At 55.9% G+C, this 19,362-nt stretch carries 23 protein-coding genes; 1 reads left to right on the top strand and 22 read right to left on the bottom strand.

The genetic code is table 11. The annotated features are described in order from the left end of the window. Positions 1–147: 147 nt before the first annotated feature. The gene (locus tag J0W34_RS22050) at positions 148–738 is read right to left on the bottom strand and encodes a hypothetical protein (RefSeq protein WP_230971721.1); all 591 of its coding nucleotides are present in this window, start codon (positions 736–738) and stop codon (positions 148–150) included. A 409-nt stretch (positions 739–1,147) separates the two neighbouring features. Here J0W34_RS22050 and J0W34_RS22045 point away from each other — a divergent pair, with 409 nt between their 5' ends. Then, positions 1,148–1,471 carry a hypothetical protein gene (locus J0W34_RS22045; protein ID WP_230971720.1) on the top strand — a complete coding sequence of 108 codons (324 nt, stop codon included), beginning with the start codon at positions 1,148–1,150 and terminating at the stop codon, positions 1,469–1,471. A gap of 282 nt (positions 1,472–1,753) precedes the next feature. Here J0W34_RS22045 and J0W34_RS22040 read toward each other — a convergent pair whose 3' ends face one another. The 21 genes from J0W34_RS22040 to J0W34_RS21945 all read right to left on the bottom strand — a co-directional run bounded on the left by J0W34_RS22040 (position 1,754) and on the right by J0W34_RS21945 (position 19,361). Next, positions 1,754–1,999, bottom strand: a complete 246-nt coding sequence (locus tag J0W34_RS22040; RefSeq protein WP_230971719.1) for a hypothetical protein — start codon at positions 1,997–1,999, stop codon at positions 1,754–1,756. Positions 2,000–2,173: 174 nt separating this feature from the next. After that, positions 2,174–2,572 carry a helix-turn-helix domain-containing protein gene (locus J0W34_RS22035; protein WP_230971718.1) on the bottom strand — a complete coding sequence of 133 codons (399 nt, stop codon included), beginning with the start codon at positions 2,570–2,572 and terminating at the stop codon, positions 2,174–2,176. 601 nt (positions 2,573–3,173) lie between these two features. Further along, positions 3,174–4,121, bottom strand: a complete 948-nt coding sequence (locus tag J0W34_RS22030) for a transglycosylase SLT domain-containing protein (RefSeq protein ID WP_230971717.1) — start codon at positions 4,119–4,121, stop codon at positions 3,174–3,176. After that, positions 4,109–4,648 carry a hypothetical protein gene (locus J0W34_RS22025; protein WP_230971716.1) on the bottom strand — a complete coding sequence of 180 codons (540 nt, stop codon included), beginning with the start codon at positions 4,646–4,648 and terminating at the stop codon, positions 4,109–4,111. The genes J0W34_RS22030 and J0W34_RS22025 overlap by 13 nt, the downstream gene beginning before the upstream one ends. Positions 4,649–4,680: 32 nt before the next feature. Continuing rightward, complete coding sequence (locus J0W34_RS22370) at positions 4,681–5,208, bottom strand: PFL_4695 family integrating conjugative element protein (RefSeq protein ID WP_407941183.1); 528 nt, start codon at positions 5,206–5,208, stop codon at positions 4,681–4,683. Further along, positions 5,208–6,209 (bottom strand): TIGR03756 family integrating conjugative element protein, encoded by a 1,002-nt coding sequence (locus J0W34_RS22020; RefSeq protein ID WP_230971781.1) that lies wholly within the window; start codon positions 6,207–6,209, stop codon positions 5,208–5,210. Before J0W34_RS22020 ends, J0W34_RS22370 begins: the two co-directional genes overlap by 1 nt. A 23-nt stretch (positions 6,210–6,232) precedes the next feature. Continuing rightward, positions 6,233–6,658 (bottom strand): TIGR03757 family integrating conjugative element protein, encoded by a 426-nt coding sequence (locus J0W34_RS22015; protein ID WP_230971780.1) that lies wholly within the window; start codon positions 6,656–6,658, stop codon positions 6,233–6,235. Next, positions 6,655–7,380 carry a DsbC family protein gene (locus J0W34_RS22010; protein WP_230971779.1) on the bottom strand — a complete coding sequence of 242 codons (726 nt, stop codon included), beginning with the start codon at positions 7,378–7,380 and terminating at the stop codon, positions 6,655–6,657. Before J0W34_RS22010 ends, J0W34_RS22015 begins: the two co-directional genes overlap by 4 nt. A gap of 376 nt (positions 7,381–7,756) precedes the next feature. Beyond that, a complete protein-coding gene (locus J0W34_RS22005) occupies positions 7,757–9,352 on the bottom strand; it encodes a conjugal transfer protein TraG N-terminal domain-containing protein (protein WP_230971778.1) in 1,596 nt (531 codons plus the stop codon). Next, on the bottom strand, positions 9,349–9,723 hold the full coding sequence (locus J0W34_RS22000) for a hypothetical protein (RefSeq protein ID WP_230971777.1): 375 nt from the start codon (positions 9,721–9,723) through the stop codon (positions 9,349–9,351). Before J0W34_RS22000 ends, J0W34_RS22005 begins: the two co-directional genes overlap by 4 nt. Continuing rightward, complete coding sequence (locus J0W34_RS21995; RefSeq protein ID WP_230971776.1) at positions 9,720–11,045, bottom strand: integrating conjugative element protein; 1,326 nt, start codon at positions 11,043–11,045, stop codon at positions 9,720–9,722. The genes J0W34_RS22000 and J0W34_RS21995 overlap by 4 nt, the downstream gene beginning before the upstream one ends. Further along, positions 11,042–11,593, bottom strand: coding sequence for a hypothetical protein (locus tag J0W34_RS21990; RefSeq protein ID WP_230971775.1), 552 nt, complete (start codon positions 11,591–11,593; stop codon positions 11,042–11,044). Before J0W34_RS21990 ends, J0W34_RS21995 begins: the two co-directional genes overlap by 4 nt. Beyond that, positions 11,590–14,403 (bottom strand): conjugative transfer ATPase, encoded by a 2,814-nt coding sequence (locus tag J0W34_RS21985; RefSeq protein WP_230971774.1) that lies wholly within the window; start codon positions 14,401–14,403, stop codon positions 11,590–11,592. The genes J0W34_RS21990 and J0W34_RS21985 overlap by 4 nt, the downstream gene beginning before the upstream one ends. A gap of 10 nt (positions 14,404–14,413) precedes the next feature. Beyond that, entirely contained in the window at positions 14,414–14,794 is a 381-nt protein-coding gene (locus J0W34_RS21980; protein WP_230971782.1) for a TIGR03751 family conjugal transfer lipoprotein, read from the bottom strand. Positions 14,795–14,819: 25 nt separating this feature from the next. Next, positions 14,820–16,202: a TIGR03752 family integrating conjugative element protein gene (locus J0W34_RS21975; protein ID WP_230971773.1), complete on the bottom strand. Its 1,383-nt coding sequence runs from the start codon at positions 16,200–16,202 to the stop codon at positions 14,820–14,822. 10 nt (positions 16,203–16,212) lie between these two features. After that, entirely contained in the window at positions 16,213–17,199 is a 987-nt protein-coding gene (locus J0W34_RS21970; protein ID WP_230971772.1) for a TIGR03749 family integrating conjugative element protein, read from the bottom strand. After that, positions 17,196–17,909, bottom strand: coding sequence for a PFL_4703 family integrating conjugative element protein (locus J0W34_RS21965; RefSeq protein ID WP_230971771.1), 714 nt, complete (start codon positions 17,907–17,909; stop codon positions 17,196–17,198). The genes J0W34_RS21970 and J0W34_RS21965 overlap by 4 nt, the downstream gene beginning before the upstream one ends. 2 nt (positions 17,910–17,911) lie before the next feature. Continuing rightward, a complete protein-coding gene (locus J0W34_RS21960) occupies positions 17,912–18,340 on the bottom strand; it encodes a TIGR03750 family conjugal transfer protein (RefSeq protein ID WP_230971770.1) in 429 nt (142 codons plus the stop codon). A gap of 2 nt (positions 18,341–18,342) precedes the next feature. Then, a complete protein-coding gene (locus tag J0W34_RS21955) occupies positions 18,343–18,738 on the bottom strand; it encodes a DUF2976 domain-containing protein (RefSeq protein ID WP_230971769.1) in 396 nt (131 codons plus the stop codon). An 81-nt stretch (positions 18,739–18,819) separates the two neighbouring features. Further along, positions 18,820–19,059, bottom strand: a complete 240-nt coding sequence (locus J0W34_RS21950) for a hypothetical protein (protein WP_230971768.1) — start codon at positions 19,057–19,059, stop codon at positions 18,820–18,822. An 8-nt stretch (positions 19,060–19,067) separates the two neighbouring features. After that, positions 19,068–19,361: an integrative conjugative element protein, RAQPRD family gene (locus tag J0W34_RS21945; RefSeq protein WP_230971767.1), complete on the bottom strand. Its 294-nt coding sequence runs from the start codon at positions 19,359–19,361 to the stop codon at positions 19,068–19,070. Position 19,362 lies beyond the last annotated feature (1 nt).

The following is a 19,362-nucleotide window of genomic DNA, read 5'->3' as shown; positions in this document are numbered from 1 at the left end:
TCCATTTGCGCGCAAGAGCCCTTAGTGTCAGACGCTTCGCGTCCTTCTTGAGCTGCTCCACATCCGCATCAGATAGCCTTGAACGCGGGTGACTGGCGCCACGACGATGCCCTGTCGGGCCACGGTCAATCTTGCGCAAGTCGGTGTTCATGCTGAATCCCCCCCGTCGAGATACGCGCCACGACGCGCCTCGTCCTCACGCCAGAGGTATTCATGCCGATCGAGGAAGGCGCGATACGCAACGATGGGCGCCATTTCAGGGATGGAGAAAGTTAGCGGCTTGATGGCGACGAGCTCATCCGGCAAGGGAATTCGCTTTGGTCCGAACTGGTGTAGCTCCGTTGCCTTGAGCTGAAGCAGAGCTTCAAGCACCGGCTCCGACATCACTTCGGGCAATCCGAACTGGGCTCGACTTGCGGCTTTCATTCGAGCCTCAAAGGCTTGGTATGCACCGAAATACCGGCAAATCGAGGGGAGGGGATCACCAATGATCGCTTTGTATGCCTGGCAAAGCAGCCCCTCCCAGGCATGGCGCTCAGGAACGATCTCGCTGAGCAAGACCGCGAACTGTGCATTCGAAAAGAACTGTCGGGTGTGACCGCCGAGTCGGCAAGTATTGGCAAGTGCCAGCGCCACATCATCGATATTCGCAAGGGTTGTGGACGGCAGCAGAAACGAAATCCGCTGACCCGAAGCCGTATGGCCGTCAGGCCGCGCAAGCGGAGGTTGCTTGTTCATGAGGTTTCTCCTGTGTCGTGAATTGAGATTTGTCGGGCTTACTCCCTTGAACCGTTTAATCTAGACGGCACCTCCCGTCTAGATGGTCGGTCCCCTCTAGATATATAAATCAAGCTTGTTTTGAAGTAAAGGGTGTGCGCCGAAAACCGGCGTCGCGTCGCGAGCAGTTCTTGTGCCGCGCGGGAACCGTTCGTCGGAAAGTGCCAGCAAAGCAAGTATTTTCCTGGCTGACGTCGATCTATGTAAGGCGTTCATTTTCAAGCGCGCTTGGATGCAGGAGTTGTGACACGCGCGCACAGAACGCGCAGTCAGCCAACGTTGCTCAGACGCGCGAAAATCCCAGAGAAGGAGCAAGTGATGGTTCGCGCACGAATGGGCTGAATTAAGGATTAAGGACGGAGGTCATCCTATGGGTATGTCGCGCTCTGAAGCCAAAGCAAGGATCGTCGAGTCTTTCAAGGACGATAAAGAACGGGGGCGGGCCGTCTTCTGGATCTATTTCTTTCAGTGGATAGGCGTATTAGTGACGGCTGCCGCAACTCTATCCGCAGCCTATTTTTCTGCAAGCGAGCGCCGTGTCGGCGGCATTATTCGTATTGCTCAAGGGCAGTTGACTGCATCGACAGATGCGGCTCACAATTCGCGCACAACACTTCAAAACCAGCCAGAGATAGCTCTCGACGCTGGAAGCTTGGCCTCCGATGGATCGAGAGAGACGCGAACGAAACCCTGACCTGATTGGGTTTCTCATGTCTATGCCTACAAAGTGAAGTGCTTGGCTCTCACTTTAAGGCACTCTCCATCGGAGTGAGAAAGTGAAAGCCTCAAAATCCTCGCAGGATTCTGTTTATTCCTCATTTTCACGAGATCGAGAGCGGCTACTCGCGCTCGTGTCGCGCGACGTCCGCATCGCGGTCATTGCCATAGCAACGCCCGCAATCGTGGCACTAGGTGACACAGATTGGGGCGAAGTACTCATCGCACTGGCCCAAGTTCTGAAGTAGTGCAGCGTTCGCTATGAAATCGTCGGTAGCGTTCCGACGATGAGGCGGTAACCCCGCTGCTCGCGCCTCTTCGCAACGCGCTCGATACGGTGCGCGACTTCCGCTTGGCAGTCCAGTCCCTCGAGCACTTCGAACATCTGGTTGCCTCGCGCAGAGTCGAGCGAGCCCCAGACGCGTCGAATCGTCGTGTCTCCGAACAGGTCAGGTGAGACATGGATGAGGTAGTAGCGGGAGTCCGATTCCCAACGCAAGAGCATCTGCGCCTCCGTTATCCACCCTTTTAGGTGGATACCTTGTGGATAACTGAGCACCCACATGGCCAGCACTGAAGATCCTTGAGTGCTCAGGTTTTGAGCAGCGGACCAGAGTATCCCGACGCCAAGTCTGGCGCGTGCCGATCTCAGGGATTGACCGACCGCAAGACCACTGTACTACGTCGGCAAACCGTCCCGCAATTTATTCCTGATTTCATCCAACCCAGGAACATCAACCAGGCCGTCAAGCTCTTTGAGGGCCCGTTGAATTTTCAATCGATCGCGCTGAGTCCTGGTTTCCTCAAGAGCCACAGCTTTGTTTAAGTGCGGCTCGACTTCTTCGACTAGAGCTTTGGCTTCCAATAACTGAGCAGCGCTCACCAACCCCATTTCTCTGAGCGCCAACAACATGGCAACCGGCTTCGGAAGACTTCGCGTCTGCTCATATCGACATCCACCCGACTGGGTCACGCCCACCATCTCCCAGAATTTGGTTTGGTTCGGCGCGGTCTGCTTTCGATACGCCCGAATATCCGAGAGGTGTCGCGCAAAACGTTCGCTTAAACTCTCCTTCATCTTACCCCCTCGATCTTTACCGCACGATTGCCTTTAGCTCTTTCTGGATAGTGGAGAGATACTTCACCTCATTTGGGTAGAGACACACTCGCGCGGTAAGGGAAGTACCTTTGGTAGTTCGAACCAACTTGAGACTTGACCAAACCCCCTCAAGTTCGGCCGGAGAGAACCAAGCATAGTCTTGCATGTCGTAGATAGCCCCTGGCGAGGCGGAGTGCCTAAAACCAGCGTCTATCCACTCGTCGCGCCCATTCTTTGTACGCTCGTCATACGTCCGCCATCGGTGAGTGGCTTTCGCACGCGCGTAGGCAAGGTCTACGTTTGCAGGGCCAGTCGCGGCATAGTTAAACCACTTGCAATCGACATAGGATTTCCCGGACGACGTTCGGTTCTGATTCTGGCGCTGTCGCGCCATTGACGCCTCAGCTTCCGCACGAGCCTGCGCAACGCACTGTTCCTTGTTATCACTGCCCAGGCACTTCGTTTCGTATATTGCGTTATCCAGCACGTTCACTGGGTTCGTAACGCAGCCGCCGATGAGTGCCGCTGCCGAAATCAAAAACGCCGACTTTCGTAGCGTGGTCATGCAGGTAATCCCTTGTTAATTGACAATGTAGATAAGGAGGATCAATACGAGCGCCCCTCGTACGAATACCTGCCCAAGTTCATGCACAGCCATACCGCCGCGCAGCGTCCCACCAAGACCTTTGATCATGACGGTTGCCAAATAGACGAATGCCAATACGGCGAGTAGCTTTGCGATATAGAGACGTAGGTCGCCCATCTGAAAGCCCGAGCCGGAATTCCAGCCTTGTTGCGCTGACGCGTAGCTTGGATTGACGGTACTGAAAACCGCCGGACCTGCAGCCGCGGCATTGCCACTCACAAGTGGGGTCGGGGTATAGACATAGTTCGAGTTCGAACCCACCATGGTTGCGGCGCCACCCGTCGGGGCTGCAGCCAGAACAGCGGCGTACGACGGCGCAGCGCCTGGAAGTGAATAACCCGCGAACCGCTGCAGATATTCCGTCATCTTCGTCCCGTTGCCGTCCCTTGGAAGGATGGCACCACCGGAAGCAAGCCATTGCTTGACCTTTCCAGCGCCGACCAGATGGGCAGCGGCGATCAATCCGCTTTCAGTAACCTCAATTCCATTGATCGTCTGACCCACATAGCTTGAGGAGCCATTGTTGTTCAGGTATCCCCATACTGCTTGGTGGTAAGCCGTGATCGCCTGAGTCTGAGCATCGGGATCCGAGAGAAAATCGTTCAGCGAGTTTACGCCGAAAGCCCCGGTGAAATTGCCGTTGTATCGATTGTCCAGTCTACCGTCACCACCATAGACTCCGGCATCCTGGAGCGCGGCTTCGCCCATTTGGTAGAGGCCTGCATAGTTCGACCGATTGGTAATCTCCGGCCGCAATGAGGATTCACGTTGCCCCAGCGCATGAAGGAAATCAGCGTAGGAGGTGCCCGCAATGACGATGGTTATAACAGTCAGAAGCAACCACGCCAAGTGATGCTTTTGGCGCATATTCATGGCGTGCATGGCGAACCGTCCTGAAAAAATGAGCCCTGGTATTCGTACTGGCCAGGATCCTTGGAATACGCCCATACGTTACGGTCACAATGGCTGCGACCGCTCAGATACACGCTCGGGTATGCATGCACAGATGCGAAGTGAAGGCCTTGAAACAGTGCTGGAACGTCCATGACCAGTCGCCACTTTGAATTCGTCTTTGCCACGATCCAGACACTTTGCCCCGTCATCCCACTCGTACAAGCATTCCCTCCTTGCACCACGACAACGGGGATATCGCTGTCAAGCGAGATGACTTTGACTTTGGGGTTCGCTGGCTGATTAGCACACTCAGGCATCGACGATTCAATACGTCCGCGCCTGAGGGTCAGCGGTAGAGACTCGCTGACCTCTTGCTTGTCTTCGCCGCTGAGCCCTGAACCCGCATCGAACAAAACTGCAGCTATATTGGAGCCCGCCCAGGACGGGAACGGCAAGCAGCACACAAACGAGATAGCGACACCTGCTAGTTGCACCGTCAGAGCGTTCTTATCCATGGCCCTAGTATATGTCGTTCGCATTTTTGCCCCTATTGAGAAATGTTTCCATTTGCTTCAATCAGGACAGGCCAGACGTCAATACCAATCCCCCTAAGGACATCGTCACCACTGACTGGAACAAGAGGTATGTCGGCAATGCGCTTCATCTTGAGGAACGAGCGCTCGTCCTGAACCTGAACCACCATAGCGACCGCACCAATGGATTTGAGTCGGTCGCGGTTCTCTCGGAGCCAAGTGTGGGATCTGTCATCATCGCCGACGATCGCAAAGTTTCGACCGGGACCGCCGGGGAGGTCTGGTCGGAAAGGGTTAGGTGATAGACGACCAGGGCTTCCCACCTGTGTGATAACGGGCCAGATCTGCACATGCTGGGGTACGGATTGCATCGGGCGCGACTGCGAGCGAGCAGCTACCAACTCGCCATCAAGCAAGTGTCCAATTGGAGCGCCTCCACCATCATGTATGGTCTGCACCTGACCCGGCGCGATTTGAGGCACTTCAGCCCTCGCAACGACCGGCAAAAGTAGAAGCGCTGCGCACAGCAAACCGAATCGCATCACCACAACCCCCAGATAACGGCACCAATAAACGCTCCTTTCACATCGCAACATCCATAGTTCCTCCAAAGCGTAAAAGCATGTCCATGAGAGCTACTCGTAGCGTAGTCACCGTAAGAGAGAGGGCCGGCGTCCGGATTGCCGAACAGGGAGCAAGTCGCTGCAGCTGGACCGAACATAGGTGCCGACAACTGCCACACATTTCTGAAGTCGTTTTCAGTCACCGCCGATGGATCCCAGACAAGCATCCCGTCCCGCTTCGTCATGCTGTCCGACGGCAGCTTGTTGTAAATGTGCGGTTGGCCACCTCTGGTCACGAAATCACCAATTCGCTGGGACAACACCGCAGCATTCTTCACTGGGTGCTGTTGGACCAGTTCGCCATGACGAGGAAAGACGCTGCCCCAGGTGCTAGTCAGTGGCATGGTCGACACCTCCCGGAATGTAGGAATCCAGGCGCCGGGATATAGCAGCTCAACAGGAAGAATTCCTCGCCAAACCCACGAATCAAGAACGCTGTGGTAATAGGGGAAGAAAGACGTGACGCCTGACGGACATGACACACTGCCGAATTGCATGCTGGCCGCAGGGTGTCCAATCACATCGCCATCTCGCCACCGTCTTTGCTTGTCCGATCTGTTTCCCGCTTTGAACATCGTGCCAGCGCTATCGAACATTCCCCCAAGGATTGATGTCCCGGCTTGGTTCGCAGCATTGGCAAGCGGCACACCGACCAGGGGCCACGGGTGAAGCTGGGCCTCATGATATGTGCTGACAACAACGTCAGGCTGACGATGGCTATAGCGAACAGAAGTCTCGATCGAGCAGCCAAACATGGTGCACTTAAGCCAGAAGCAAATACCTGAAACATGCCATGCACCGCATGCAGGATTCACAAAACTGGCAGTCGCTTGAGTGATCAGTTCCACCGAGGTAACGGTGTCCCCATTAACCGCTCGGGCGCTCGGGACCGTGAGACTGAATCCGAGAACGATCATCATGAGTGTCTGAGCCAGGCGACGCATTACTGCACACCCCCGTTTTTCGCCGACCACGCACGGTATATCTTCAGGGCCTTCGCGACGCTGGACTCACCATAGACCACGTATTTCCCATCAAATACGACTGCGGGAGCCTTTGTCAGACCGTAGTGTGCCGTTTGCCCGAGCACTTTCGCTGCCTCCTCAAGTTTCGCAGTACCAACCGCGCCAAGCCCTTCGAAGCGCGCTTTTGCCATTTGCTCAGCAAGCTCCGGCGACGCAGGCAACCCTTCCGACAGTTTGCTCAGAATGACTTCGAGCCCATCGACGTCATAGACAGTAGCGCCAACGAAGTCTGTCACCGTCTGCGACGTGAGCTTGAAGACTTCGATTGTGGGCACCTGGTCAGCTCGAGCAGAACCTATGGCCAGCGCCAGTAGTACCAGCAGTAATTGGCTCTTGACGCTCATTTCGACATCGCCATAACGAGTTGATCGAGCGAGGTGGCCCCAACGAGTCGCTGGCCGTTTTCCATCACGATAGTTGGTGTGTTGTTCACTCCCAGCGCCTGGCCAAGATCGACGATCTTCTTGACCACATCTCCGGCAGGAAGACAGTCCTTCGTGATCGCGCCCGGCAAGGGTGCCCCGCGCATGAAGGCCGTCCATTGCGCATGTCGAGATGCAGCCGGTGAGCACCAAACCGCGACTGCGGCGGGGATGGAATTCGGCGAAATGACTGGATAGGTGTAGGTGTAGATCGTGACGTCGTCCAGCTGGTCAAGAACGGGTTGCATGCTTTGACACACAGAGCAAGACGGATCTTCGAACACCGCGACCTTTCTTCGACCAGTGCCTCGAACTGTCTGTAATGCGAGATCTTTGGGAAGCTGACTGAAGTCGACGCGCGACAAGCGATCGATTGTCGCTTCCGTGAGATCCCGCGACTCCTTCATGTCAACGAGTCGACCTTGTACGAATGCATAACGCCCGGTTGAATCGACGTGGAAGACCTGGCCTTCAGCCACGACCTCATAGATCCCAGCAACTGGCGTTGAGTGGACTTCCTGAACATGAACATCCCTCGCATACGCCTCGATGGCGGCTTTGACGCCACTCTCATCGCTGCCCGCCAACGCTCCAGCGGAAAAGAGGGAAGCAATCGCTGCAAACAAGAGTGATAGGCGCGACATACAAACTCCTTAGTCCAAACTTGACTTATGACTTAAAAATATGCTTATTTAATACTGGGATTTTGTCGCACCACTGTTACTCAGTGCTTGCGTCAAGGCGCAAAGGAACACACATGAAGAAGATGACTCTCCGAAATCTGATCGGTCGCTCACTCCTCTTGGCATGCGACGGGCTCGAAGCTCTGTGCCGAGGCCAGGACGCACGTGGACGCACTTCCCCTTCTCCAAAAAACCCCCTTGAGAAGACGCCCGACCTCGCACTCGAAAATCGGGAATTTCTGACTGACCAAGCGTTTGGAGATCCATACGATCACTGGCGCAACTAATGCGCGGATTGGTTGCGGAGTTAGGTTCGGCTTTCACGTCCGTCACTGCATCACCGACGCATCAACCGTCTAGCTGCTAAACGCCCAGCGCCAACAGCACCTCGACCGCCGATTCTTGCCGCCCCTTTTCCGACACTCGCACCCAGCGCAGCACCGGCCCCCCCTGCCGTAGCCCCTGAGGCCAGGCTTCTACCAGCAACCGCAGAAATTCCGTTAGCGACTTGCAGCCCGACAATCCCCAACATTGAAGACCAAATCAACGGAAACCCGATATACATAGCAATGAGAACGGTGTTAACGACCACACGCTTCATTGCGTCGTCCAACTGAAGCTGCAAAATTGCGCTCATCAAGTTGAGGGCTGTTGGATACATGGCGACCAACATGTGGTCATAGAGCCAGTTGGCGATAAACCACCATGCGGTCCACGATTTCACGGAAAAGATGGCAATGGCCCCAAGGAACATAGACCGGAATGAAAACCGGTCGAAGAGCAAGACCAGTGGCAAAAACATGTACATGGCCAACAAAATGATCGGCTGGGCAGTCTGCGCAAACAGCATGATCATTGGTGCTGACGCCCACGCTTTCCAACCTTCGCCAACCACCCCATAAGCTCCAATCGCTTGCTGGAAAAAGCCGGACGACTCCGAACTACCTGGATTGTCCGGAACGAGAGGTACATTGACGCGCTCCACCCGGCGAGCAATTGCGTCAGTACGCTCATCGCTGGCAACAGCGAGAAAGAGGCTTCCGAAGATATTGTCCAATAGCGGACCAGAATCGGAACCAGCAACCATTCGATCCTTCAGGCCGTTGTTCCCGTCAGTCCACCATTTACTGCAGTTTGGTCGGCTCCACTGAGGCAGAGCTGCGTTTGAAGCCAAGTCGGCGTCATCGCCCGTTACATCCACCGCGAAGCCCGCAACCGGAGCTGCAGCCCTAAGCGACGGGTAAAGCGTTGGATCATCCAGGAAGGCGTGCGAACCCATCCAGTCTGGATCGTCATCTCCGTAGTTGGCGATAGCCGCTGCCGCTTGTGCCGAAACAGGCTGTTGATTGAAGAGGGTTCTCGCCGGCTCGAAGCATTCACGCACGAATCGGATGCTTTCAGCTCTGAGCGCAGGGTCCGCAATCGACAAGGACATACCCAGCGCTTCGACTCCAGCCAAGTTTGAGGAGGCACCAGCGACACCACCACGCATCGCGTGGTTGAAGCCCGCCGATGTACTCATAACGCCAAACCACCAAAAGGGCACATCAACGGATGCCGGTGGATTGGCGAAAGCAGCCGCGTAGCCTGAGCTGTCTGGACTCACCGGGGTGGCCGTCGTCGGATTCGCATTTTGCGCATCAGCCACGGGGGTGTATTGAATATTGACGGCACTCAGGGGCATGAGCGGCATGAAGCACAGCATGATCACGGCGAAGGTCGTAAAAAGCTGAACCTCCATTGCGCGAACCATCCAGGCAGCATCTCCGCCGTCGATTGCGGACGACTGGTGGGACTTGAGCCAGGTTCCCAGCAAGATCACGACAAAGGGTGCAAATACAAGCCCGGTGTCAACCAGGATGTCCCGCACGACCCCAGCCAACGCCCAACCGTAGAGCGTTGTATAAAGTTCAAGGTATGAGTCGACGGTCATGTGCCACCCATTATTCGAGGAATCATGAACGCGAATTCGACCGCCAAGAGGAACCCGGCGATTCGATTCCGATATCGGAGAATCTCATCTTGCATTTCCGGACAGACGCCACGGCTCGAAGACACGTGGGTGACGACTGGCACCCAAAACCACCAGATCAGAAAGATCACCGCGAGCTTGATCGCACTTGCGATTGGCCAGAACTCAGCCAGTTGGTCCCTGAACGCAGTCAGGCCGGAAGATGTACCCGAGAACTGCACGCCCACAAACAACATGAGCACGAGAACCAATACGCACCCGGCACATACGATGAGAGCCTTGACCGCGTAGCGCCGACGACTTTTGCGAGAACGCAACTCGGTCACGCTCATTGGACGCGACCTCCGACAAACGTATCTGTGTCCGTCTCTCCCCGACGCGGGGTTGCCCGCGATGCGGATCGAGATCGCATGTAATCCTGAAGAAGCGCTTGAGCAGGTTCGGATACGACCTCGCGACGAATGCGGACTTCGTACATCAGATCGTCGAGGTGGCGATTCAATTGAGCCACCGCTTCATCGATTGCGTCGGTGGCCCTCTTATTCGCGCGCACTTCTGGAAGAGTACGCCCGGTCAAAAGTAAATTCCTGATTGTTAGGCCACGATCCACAGTTCTAGCTAGAGCAATGTCTTGAGCAATACGCCCTTCTGCGATTGGCCGTTCAGTAGGCGGCAAGGATCGGATCGCTTCGACGAGTTCGCGTGAAACCTCAACCCCAGGCGCCGACGCATCTTGTAGATCAGAGCCAGATGGAATTGCGCTGGCCATCAAAGTTGCAAGCTGTGTTTCAGCGGTAGGAATTTCCTGCTCGTACTTCGGAATTAACCCGATTGCTGTCGCAACCTCTCGAACGGGACAATTCGTGTTTGTACATGTGCTGATATACATTTCGCCCACGACATCGACAGCAAACTCTGCTGCGTCCGAGGGAGCAGCGAAGGTTTTACTCAGTTTGTTCGATGGGTAGTTAGCAGCATCACCAAGAGAGATTGGCAGCATCATCGTGACGTTGTATGCGGCCTTTATGGAATCTCCGATTGGGCGTATCGGGTCCATATTCCCCCCCCCAGCTTGGGAACCCAACCAAGGAAGGCCCTTGCTCCCATCATTCTGGCCAACGTTATCAGCCGCCTGAGTGATGTTCCCCTGGTTGGTCTGGGCCTCGCGTTTCCAGTCGTCACCAATCGCGATGGTCACCCAACCCTGGTAGGGATTTTCTCCAGCGAGAATTTCGCGCTCCATTTGCTGACACGACTTCGTCGCAATGGAGATCATTTCCTCGGCTTTAGCGCTGTACGTCTGGAAAAGCTCGTACAGACCAGGCTGCGCCCGCTGAAGAATGTAGAGGGGCAGGGACGCGATGCCAGCCTGAACCGCCCCAGATATCTGCTGACCGAAGTTCGCGAAACTGTTCATCAAAGTCGACCAGCTCGCGCTGATATCAAACTGTCCGCATGAGTAGTTCAGGTTGAGCACGCCCGACAAACCAATTTTGGCGGAGGTCGCGGCCGGGTTTGGCGCTCTCGATGCCGGCGAGGAACCTCCCAAGCGGTAGTACAGCGACGACTTGCTCGAAGGCGTTTGAGCCGCCTGAGCATCGGCAACCGTCAAGAGCGCCAGCGCGACGAACATGGGTAAGATCTTTTTCTTCATGACTTGGCTTGTCCCAAGAGTCGATTGACGAAATGGACTGTGTGCTCTCGCGCTTCGCTACTGAAGCGCATATCGACCACTTCATCGCTCCTTACGCGACACCCCTGCAGTAATTTTTGGTGGATGTACCGGTCCGGATCGTTCGTGGCTACCATCGTCAGGGGGAGGTTCTTTGCACACCAGAACAACCAGGAAAGCGCCCGAACTGAATCGGTCGAAAAGGCTTTGTCGCAACCATGTATGCACAACAGCTGGATATCGTTGATCGCTTCGCATAGCTGCGAAAATTCGCTCCCAATGTCTGCCTCAACATCCAGCCCCTGAGTCACCAGAGTGACGATTCCGGTATCGAGCGCAGTCACATCGATCACCGAAACCTCATGTGACTCACGAGCAGCACCGACCGCCCACGTGGCGAAATCATTGATGACCGGCGCCCGCACGAACAGAAGTCTGCAGCCGTTGGAAGCTGCACCATCAGCCGCCATTCGCGCGAACTGTGCTGCGACGCCAGCTCCCATGAAAGCTGTCCAAGGCGCCGCGCTCATGCGCGTGCCTCCTTCAAACGCTGCGCGACGGCAAGCGCTGCTTCCAACTCGGTACAGCCCGTGCGCGTCATGATGGCTTGGCGGTCAGCCTTCTCCCACTGCTCAGTCATCGCCAATGCGATCGGCAGAGCAGGGGGGACATTGCGCATCAGAACCGGCTCACCCGAACTGAGCAGAACCCCTTCCGTGTATTTGGGCTGCGCCTTCTTGGCTGACTCCATCATGGCGCGCTGCTCGTCTGTCAGCGTTCGGAATCGACCAATGTCGTTGATCTCCTTCAATTCCATGACCAGGCACAACCAGAACTCGCACATGTTCAGGATCCGAACTGCCTGATCGGGAAAGTCCTCCATGTTCTGAGTTGCCAACCAGAACCAGGCACCGAGCTTCCGCCACATCTTGGTGGCCTTGGCCAAGAACGGGCTCAACAATGGGTTCTTCGTGACGATGTGCCCTTCGTCGGTCAGGAAGATCGTAGGGCGACCCTGTCGATGATCTCTTTCGATCCGGCTTTGCTGCGCGTTGATGAGAGAGGTGTATGCGACCGCCAAGGCGTCTTCATAACCCTCACGCGCCAGTGTGCCGAGTTCCACCACAGTAACGTCAGCATCCGGCCAGTCGGTACCGTGCTGATTGAAGAGTTCTCCCCTCAATCCGTCGCAGTAAACCAGCATGGCCTGTCCCATTTCCTCGGCTCGTTCGCGCCGCCCGACGCCCATTTCCTTATCGAGACGCATGGCAATCAGGGCATTTGCAACATCAGAGACGCGAGGATGTGGTTGCCCCCCGGCTCGAGCTGCTTGTGCCGCGCCGATCAGAGCCTGCTGGATCAGGTAAATGTCCGATCGACTCATCTTTGCTTCTTCGTTGGGCTCTCCCCCTGTGATCATGAGTCGAGCCTGAATCACCATTTCGCCCAAATAATCGCGAGGCTCTTCGTCGTCGCCTTCATCTTCAGAGACAGGAAGCTCACCGGCGTCGTCTTCAGAGTCCGCGGTGTTCTTCCCTACCTGCTGCAATGCAAACGGATCATCAAGAAGGCACATGGCGTTTGCGAACACGGGCAAATTCACGCCACGACCAGGTGCGATGTAGAGCTTGTGAACCGACAGTCCGAATTGCTCAAAGAACTGACTCAACAGGCCAAAGCTATCGCCAGCATCCACGATCACAAGTCGCGGACGATGGATCGCCATGACGAGCATCGCGAGATAATTCAGCGTTGCCGACTTTCCGGCGCCGGTCGGTCCCAGCACCAACATGTGCGCATTCTTCTTGCGATCGTGCTTATTGAGCGGATCGACCAGGATGGGTTCGCCACCACGATTCCACATCAACCACCCCGGATTTCCGGTGCCCCTGGCCCGCCCAAACACGGGCAGCATGGCTGCGATCTGAGATGCGAACATGAGCCTCGAGCGACGCATGTGCTTCAGGTCATAGGCAGGATCAAATCCAGCAGGCAGGGCTCGCATGAGCACGTCGCACCCAATGAGTTCGTGTCGGGGCTCGATGAATTTCAATCCCGCGTTAGAAAGCGAGGCGTGGACGACCGAAGAATTCTTTCGTAGCTCCTCTTCCGAGTCACCCCGAACAAAGACCGACAGAAAGAATGGGTACAGCTTGTCCCGATGAGCCATACGGTCCAGCACTTCCTCGGTTTCCGCATAGGTGTATTGCGCTTCGGGCGTCTGGGCACGCGAGCCGGCCTGTATTCGTCCCAAGCGCTCTTTCATGGCATCTTGGGGTCTGACCACGAGGGTGGCGGACAGCATGGTGCCCACCGGCAATCGATCGAGGCGAGCGACTTGTTTCTCAGCCAATCGTCGCTCAGCAGTGAAGTGTCCAACTTCAGGTTGCTGGCGGATCGATTGCAATGCAATTGCTCGAAGCCACCTTTTCCCGATTCTCCAAACCCCTGACTCGGGTTCTGACTCTGGCCAGTCGAGCAAAAGGGCTTCGCCGAGATCGAACTGCGGTGCCAACTCTTCCGTCTCTGGGAGAGCGTGAACCTGCATCATTTCGTGGATCGATCCCATACCTTCGGGCACGGCATTGAAGAATGGAAGCATCCATTCCCAGAAGTCATGGAGATCCATTCGTCGAGACGTGATGCCAGCTTCGCGCAGGGCGTTGATTACTGCAGACGCTGCGTGATCAACTTGATCGATCAGCTTCTTGGTTGATACGTCGGGATCGAACTCATCGGGCAGCATTCGGTAGACAACACAGCGTACGCGGCGAATCTGACCACGCCACACTTCACCAGATATAAGGTCGTCCACGAAAAGTCCAGTATCCCGACTGATCTGCTCGATGTGCTGTTCGATCTCCTTAAGCACCTTCTGCGTCAAAGCCGATTCGACAATTCCGTTCGCTCTTATCGAATTGGACCCTCCATTCACCTGTAGGATGTAGTCCTGCATCTGATCAACGACTGGATGGAGATTGTTGTCATCGTTGCAGAAGAACTGAACCACCCATGGGCCGTCATCCAGTTCCGGTACGCCAGAGATCGCGTTTTCAATTTCACGGCGTCGCTGTAGCAGGTAGTCCTCAGTTCTCGTGGTGGTTGGAATCGGTGTGAGTTCGAACATTGCGACCCGTGACATGCCATCCTCGAGCAAAAACATTTCACTCTCTGACTCGTATCCAACCAGGGGGATATGGTCCGTCAGTGAAGCGGGGCGCTTGGCGTGAGCTTTCCGTTCCCGGACCTTCAAGCCAACTCGGCGCGCTGACGCCGACAAAGGTTTGCCAGCGTTAGCGCTTTCCGGGTTCTCGTCGTGATTGCGAATGAATCCAAACATCCCCAAATCCTCAATTGGCGCCGCGCCAAGCTTCGGCTTCGCCTGGCAGAAGGTATTCGACACGTTCGTACATAGGGAACACCGTCAAATAGCCGGGAACGGGGTACCGTCCGGGGCTCAAATGCGGCGCCACCCACATGACGAGATCTGGGTTTGGCACCCGAGGGAATCGCTGCTCGACACTCGCAACTGAAGGCTGCTCGTGAATCGCAATGGATGCATCATCCAATGCGGGTCGTTGCTCAACGCCGTGGCGGAAACCAAGATCCTGTCCATGGATGTTGTTTGAGTGACCGTCAAAAATTTCCTTCATTTCAGGGCCATCGGTCGGAAGAGGGGAGCTGCGTGGGCCAACGACCGTGCAAGCCGAAAGCAGAGCGGCGCATGCCATCAGGACAACAGCCCGAAAACTTGTGTTAGTGCATTCCATGGAATTGACCTCGCTGTGCATTGGCGGCGACATCGGCACGACCGTAATCGATCCTCCGAGCGTCGCCCTTCTTATCGATAGGGATTTCTTTGGTGATGTGCACCACCACGTCGGACCCAGCAGTCGTGACCACGGCATCGAAGCTGTCTTCCATTCGCCTCGTGATCCAGTCAGTCACTTCGTCGATACCAGCGCTCGCAGCTTCGCCAAGAACGTATTTGCCTTTGTCCCCGGTCACTGCTGTCGCGGTCGTGCCAGTCGCTGCACCGTAAAGTGTCGTTGTCTGAGCTGTGGCGTACGCCTTACCCGCAATCGAAAGCGACTTGAGGGCCACCATGTCGGTGAGGTAGGCAGGCGCGTTCGTTACGAATTTGCCTGGTATGCAGGGATTGCCGCGGGAGTCCGAGATGTAGCCAAGACGGTCCGGCGTCGATTTGCCTGCCACGCCAGCTCCACGACCGTCGTCTCCACGTTCACTGACGGTCTGGATCGAACCGTCCGCAAACACGAAGGTCATGCTGATGATGTGCCCCTGACTGCAGCTCAGGGTCATATCCCCGATCGCTATTCCTGAAACAATAACTCCAGCCAAGTTTCTCGGAAGGTAGTGTCCGTTCGCTGCAAGGTTTTCGGGGCCAAGAATTGCCTTGAATTCCATTGGGTCAGAGACTTCACCATCAACAGGAACGCGACCAACGATAGAAGTCATCGCCTTGGCGCCGAGAAGCGTCGCATTCTCATTAATGGTGTAGAACGGTACGTCAGGCTTGATGTCGAGCTTTTTGCTTGCTCGCCCCCCGTTCCGCCCCGGTAGCAGAGATGATTGGGGGAGCGTGCGCCCAATCGCTAGCGCGCCATCGGGCGATCGAGTCATGTTGTAGCCAGCCGGCAAGATCACCTGAGCGGATTCATCGGCCAGTGATGCTGATGCGCTTCCATTCCCACGCCCCGTTGATTCACTTTCGACCCCGGTTATTTGGCGAGAAAGTTGGCGTTCGCGTTCGGCATCTGCACGAAGCTGCGCCTCAACACGTCCCATCCCACGCTCTTGGTCGCGACGAATCTGATCACTCAATCGCGTTTCCATTGCCTTGGCATCGGCGTTTTCGCGTCTCAGACGCTGGTTTTCATCTTCGAGCAGGCCAAGTCGCTCTTCGAGGCGCCTAAAGCCACCGACAACCGTCTTAAGAGTCTCGACCGGCGTATCAGCATCAGCCCCCGTATCGGCTTGCGGGAGAGGAATGGTTTCCATCTCGGGGCCAGCCGAAACAACACCCTCATCTCCGCTTCGAGTGGAATAAACGATAACCACAGTCACCAGAAGTGAAACAACAACGAGCGGAATGAGTTTGTTCGTCTTGAAGTCCATGATCAGCCTCTCAGAACGCGCCAGCAAATGGCCCTTCGGAGATCAAATAGACCGCCGTGGTATCCGACAAAGTGCCTTTCGGCAAGAGCCGCCAGTGCTGAGGCGTCACTGCGAGCCATCGCCCGCGAAAACGCGCTTGATCGATTTGTAGCGGGCTGGCGGTGAGGTTCGAAACCTTCAGCGCAGTCACACACAATTCCCCGGAACACCAGGAAGCGAGAGGTTGTGCGGCGAGTGCCCCTCCGCGATACATCGAAGCCGATGCGTCGGAAGCAGTAACTTCTTGACGCCGAATATTTGAATTGACGGGCACCAGACGTGCAGGAGCGTAGAGCGACTGGGACGCATGCCGGGTCAGTTGAACCATGTCAGCATACTCAGGCAGCTCCCCGGGAGCCGCAGCAGGCACCTCATACCCACGCTCACCTGGCAAGTGAATGATCAGGTCTTTGTTGTCACCAGATCCCTTGCCACTCACCGCCATGATGTCCATGGGGATCATGGCGTTGCCATCAATCCCTTGCGCAAAAACGCGAGTACGAGGGAAGTCTTCGCTCGCGGTGATGTACAGCACGTTTTCAATCGGCTGCACAGCCACTTTCCCTTTCAGCTCCGGCGGCAAGTGAACCATTGCCACAAATGGCAGGTCCACCACTCGCTCGCTACCCACATTCAGCAAGACATCAACAGGTCTTTGATTGAACTGGACATGATCACCAGAGAGGCGACTGCGCGAAACTGAATCGACAGCACTCGGAGCAACAGCAGTAGCGCTTACAGTCATCGGAGTTACTGGTGAGACGTTGCCGACCGAAGGCGAGCCACCGTTAGGAAGGAAGCCCAACTCAGGAAATGCGGATGGCGCCGCATCCATTCGGCGAGATACCGAACTAGAAAGCGGAGCATTGGGAACTTGATCAGCAGCGACGCTTTGGGCGAAAGCTGAGGTTGCGGTTGCAGCCGAAACAAGCGCAAGCGCATAAGTCTTGAATTTCATTGTTGAGCCCCTTTGAATTCGGTCGCACCAAGTAAGTCACCGCGAGGTTCTGGCGTTGAATTTGCAGCAGCAGCGTCGAGCGCATCTTGCGAAAGTCGCTCGGGTTCGCGGCCGCCGTAGCAGTTGAGTGCCAGTTGCCAGGGGTTCTGCTCACGGTCGACGTCGTATCGAACGACGTGAAGTGGATAGCGGATGAAAGTGTCTTTGACGGGCACCCCGTTGGTCGTCTCCGTGAGCTGGGCATCGATGAGGACGGTCCATCCACCTGAGCCGTGGTTCAAGACGCGATTTGGCGCAAAGCCGAATCCAGGAATTGCTTGAAGAGCACGCGTACGACGGGCCAATTCACCACGGCTGGTTTTCCGATGCATGTCATCAATCAGGTATTGGCGGCACGAAGGCGTCAGATAGTTCTGAAGAGAAAAGATCCGCTCTCCAGCCTCTGTAGACCCGTCTTTCGGCCAACGATTAAGTTGCTGCAGGATGTAGAAACCAAAGAGGTAGACATTCGGGGAGGGCACGGCGGAGGTCGTGCCCACGGCCAAGGCTGCACCATTGCTTAGATCCGGCGGCACATGAACAATGAATTCGGTTTGCTGCGCACGCCAAAAGACGGCGAGTAGCATTGAAAGCCCCAGTAGTCCAGCGAGAACCCAGCGGTAAAAGACAATCTCCGCGTGCTGAGACTTGGCAATGTTTGTAAAGGACATCTCTAGCTCTCTTTCTTCTCAAGGGCGTTCAATTTCTTCGCACGACGACGCGCGATAGCCGGATGCAAAGGAGATCGGCCAAGATCCCAGGCCCCTCGGTGTGAAATGAAGTGATCGAAAAACCCCGTTTTCTTGGCAAGCCAACGTTTCGCCAGGAGAACGTGAAAGTCCTGAGGTCGGTCGCGCTTCATTCGAGCGAACCACCCAGCCATCAGATAGACGGAGAGCGCGGGTCCGATGAAGAGCACAACTACCGCCAAGACCGGCCATCCCGTGAATAACCATGCAATGACTGCAAATGGAGCCCAGAAGGCGAGCGCCACCCCAACAACCCAAGTGACCTCGGTTGCGGTGAGTCCTCGGACCACGGGGGGGGCGCCGTTGCAACGATCTACCAACGGCGCATCCTGAATGTCGGAGTGGCGGGTCATGATTAGAAGATCGCGTTAGCTTCGGTGAGCAGGTAGATACCGACGATGCAAACGAGACCACCCATCACCAGGGCACTCATCACCATTCCCATGGAACCTCGGCCCTGGTTGTATTGATACAGCGACACGCCGATACCACTCACTGCCAACAGCATGAGAACGACACCGCCGGCCAGAGTGGCGAAGTCAACGCTCTGGTCGGTGTAGTCGCGAGCCACACCAAGAATGTCGCCGCTAGCGATGTTTTGGGCGTTTTGCGGCGCGACACTCGGAAGTGCCGCCATCACAGGCGACGTTGCAACCGTAGCTGCCATTGCAGCGGTGATGTACTGACAAACGCGACGGAATCCGCGAGCGGGCGCAGTCGCTACCGATTTGATGATGCTAATGACGGACATGGATTTCTCCTGAAAACACCGCAGAGATAAGGAACTTCCCGTGTGGCGACTGCGGTACCAATCCACACAGAAAACCATTGGTCAGGAAACGAACCAGACCAGAATGATTAAAAGCAGTCCGACTCGAACCGCATAAAAGATAAGGTTCCAGACACCGGTACCATCCGCATCGACCATGGCGTCTTGCCCCAGCCGACGGATGATCGCGACAGCCCAGATCAACGCAATCGCGATAAGCACCGAAGCGATGTACAGCTTCAGATCAGCTGGTGCGTGATTCGCCCAATTGGCTGCCCAGGCCTGTTGTTGAGCCTGATTCATAGGGATCCTTACTGGCGATAATCGCCACGCAAAGGAGGTACTGAGCGCGGCTGACGCGGTGCATCGAGGTGTTCATCAATTGCGAGCGCCATAAGATCGAGATCCCGTGCGAGCCAGTCGTAACGGAAGCGGATTCGGTCGCCTGTACCGCCGTGTGCCGCTGCGTCTTGAACTTGCTGCTTCAGGAAGCGCAGCTCGTTTTGAATTCGAGCCAGGTTTTCGCGCTCCATTCCGCTATCCGCGTGAGCGGCGGACATGCTCAGCGACACAAAGCAAAGAAGAGCAACTAATACTTTTTTCATA

Origin of the sequence: Nitrogeniibacter aestuarii (assembly GCF_017309585.1) — a bacterium.
GTDB classification, from domain to species: domain Bacteria; phylum Pseudomonadota; class Gammaproteobacteria; order Burkholderiales; family Rhodocyclaceae; genus Nitrogeniibacter; species Nitrogeniibacter aestuarii.
Note: the sequence above shows the minus strand (reverse complement) of the source record. Positions and strands in the feature narration are given on the sequence as shown.

What these genes read in the sequence shown, in the direction of transcription:
- J0W34_RS22045 (WP_230971720.1), top strand. Translation starts at nt 1,148, where the DNA reads ATGGGTATGTCGCGCTCTGAAGCCAAAGCAAGGATCGTCGAGTCTTTC.
- J0W34_RS21985 (WP_230971774.1), bottom strand. Translation starts at nt 14,403, where the DNA reads ATGTTTGGATTCATTCGCAATCACGACGAGAACCCGGAAAGCGCTAAC.
- J0W34_RS21975 (WP_230971773.1), bottom strand. Translation starts at nt 16,202, where the DNA reads ATGGACTTCAAGACGAACAAACTCATTCCGCTCGTTGTTGTTTCACTT.
- J0W34_RS22000 (WP_230971777.1), bottom strand. Translation starts at nt 9,723, where the DNA reads ATGAGCGTGACCGAGTTGCGTTCTCGCAAAAGTCGTCGGCGCTACGCG.
- J0W34_RS21990 (WP_230971775.1), bottom strand. Translation starts at nt 11,593, where the DNA reads ATGAGCGCGGCGCCTTGGACAGCTTTCATGGGAGCTGGCGTCGCAGCA.
- J0W34_RS22050 (WP_230971721.1), bottom strand. Translation starts at nt 738, where the DNA reads ATGAACAAGCAACCTCCGCTTGCGCGGCCTGACGGCCATACGGCTTCG.
- J0W34_RS22040 (WP_230971719.1), bottom strand. Translation starts at nt 1,999, where the DNA reads ATGCTCTTGCGTTGGGAATCGGACTCCCGCTACTACCTCATCCATGTC.
- J0W34_RS22005 (WP_230971778.1), bottom strand. Translation starts at nt 9,352, where the DNA reads ATGACCGTCGACTCATACCTTGAACTTTATACAACGCTCTACGGTTGG.
- J0W34_RS22010 (WP_230971779.1), bottom strand. Translation starts at nt 7,380, where the DNA reads ATGTCGCGCCTATCACTCTTGTTTGCAGCGATTGCTTCCCTCTTTTCC.
- J0W34_RS22020 (WP_230971781.1), bottom strand. Translation starts at nt 6,209, where the DNA reads ATGATGATCGTTCTCGGATTCAGTCTCACGGTCCCGAGCGCCCGAGCG.
- J0W34_RS21955 (WP_230971769.1), bottom strand. Translation starts at nt 18,738, where the DNA reads ATGTCCGTCATTAGCATCATCAAATCGGTAGCGACTGCGCCCGCTCGC.
- J0W34_RS21960 (WP_230971770.1), bottom strand. Translation starts at nt 18,340, where the DNA reads ATGACCCGCCACTCCGACATTCAGGATGCGCCGTTGGTAGATCGTTGC.
- J0W34_RS21945 (WP_230971767.1), bottom strand. Translation starts at nt 19,361, where the DNA reads ATGAAAAAAGTATTAGTTGCTCTTCTTTGCTTTGTGTCGCTGAGCATG.
- J0W34_RS21995 (WP_230971776.1), bottom strand. Translation starts at nt 11,045, where the DNA reads ATGAAGAAAAAGATCTTACCCATGTTCGTCGCGCTGGCGCTCTTGACG.
- J0W34_RS21970 (WP_230971772.1), bottom strand. Translation starts at nt 17,199, where the DNA reads ATGAAATTCAAGACTTATGCGCTTGCGCTTGTTTCGGCTGCAACCGCA.
- J0W34_RS22015 (WP_230971780.1), bottom strand. Translation starts at nt 6,658, where the DNA reads ATGAGCGTCAAGAGCCAATTACTGCTGGTACTACTGGCGCTGGCCATA.
- J0W34_RS21965 (WP_230971771.1), bottom strand. Translation starts at nt 17,909, where the DNA reads ATGTCCTTTACAAACATTGCCAAGTCTCAGCACGCGGAGATTGTCTTT.
- J0W34_RS22370 (WP_407941183.1), bottom strand. Translation starts at nt 5,208, where the DNA reads ATGCGATTCGGTTTGCTGTGCGCAGCGCTTCTACTTTTGCCGGTCGTT.
- J0W34_RS22025 (WP_230971716.1), bottom strand. Translation starts at nt 4,648, where the DNA reads ATGGATAAGAACGCTCTGACGGTGCAACTAGCAGGTGTCGCTATCTCG.
- J0W34_RS21950 (WP_230971768.1), bottom strand. Translation starts at nt 19,059, where the DNA reads ATGAATCAGGCTCAACAACAGGCCTGGGCAGCCAATTGGGCGAATCAC.
- J0W34_RS22030 (WP_230971717.1), bottom strand. Translation starts at nt 4,121, where the DNA reads ATGCACGCCATGAATATGCGCCAAAAGCATCACTTGGCGTGGTTGCTT.
- J0W34_RS21980 (WP_230971782.1), bottom strand. Translation starts at nt 14,794, where the DNA reads ATGGCATGCGCCGCTCTGCTTTCGGCTTGCACGGTCGTTGGCCCACGC.
- J0W34_RS22035 (WP_230971718.1), bottom strand. Translation starts at nt 2,572, where the DNA reads ATGAAGGAGAGTTTAAGCGAACGTTTTGCGCGACACCTCTCGGATATT.